1 protein-coding gene is annotated in these 778 nt (G+C 57.3%); it reads right to left on the reverse strand.

All coding sequences use genetic code 11. The features are described from left to right. The coding region (locus AC0L3B_RS38150; protein ID WP_473382694.1) for a GMC family oxidoreductase at positions 1-778 on the reverse strand (778 nt) is incomplete at both ends.

Raw genomic sequence — 778 nt, forward strand, 5'->3', positions numbered from 1 at the left:
GGATAGATCGAGCCCGCGGCCCTTGAGCTTGATGCCATTTTTAGCATCTTGCTTGATCATATCGGCTCCTTTCTCGGCCACCATAATCGTCGGCGCGTAGGTGTTACCGGAAGGCACGGTCGGCATGATCGAGGCATCGATGACGCGCAGCCCAACAAGGCCGTGCACACTCAGGCGATCATCAACAACCGCCATAGGATCGTTGCCCATCTTGCAAGTACCGACAAAATGATGGAGTCCCCCTCCGGCATGTCGAGCGTAGTCGAGCCAATCTTCGTAGCTCTGCACCTCGGCGCCCGGATAGATCTCAAGATCGATCCATTTGGCCATGGCAGGATTCTGCATGATCTTGCGCGCGATCTGCAAGCCGGCCACTGTGCAGTCACAGTCCATCTTCGAGGTCAGGTAGTTCGGCTCAATGGCTGGCTCGCTGCCCGGCATTGGCGATTTGATATGGATTGAACCACGTGACGCGGGGCGGCACTGATTGATCGCGACGCTCATGCCAGGTTTTCTCTCGAGCCGTCCCGGCCACGCCGGATCTTTCGTCGCGGGCACCATGTGGAACTGCACGTCGGGCGTCTGCAGAACGGACAGGGTGCGCACGAAGCCGGCCACTAGTGCCGTTGGCCGCGCAAGTAGGCCTGTGCCATTCACATAATATACTATGATTTCGCGCAAGAGTCCCAAGCCACGGGCTTGCTCGTTAAACGTGATCGGCCGGTTGATGCGATAGGCAAGGTTTACATAAAAGTGGTTGCCATAATTCTCGCCGACC

It is taken from the genome of Bradyrhizobium sp. Kon56, assembly GCF_055807635.1.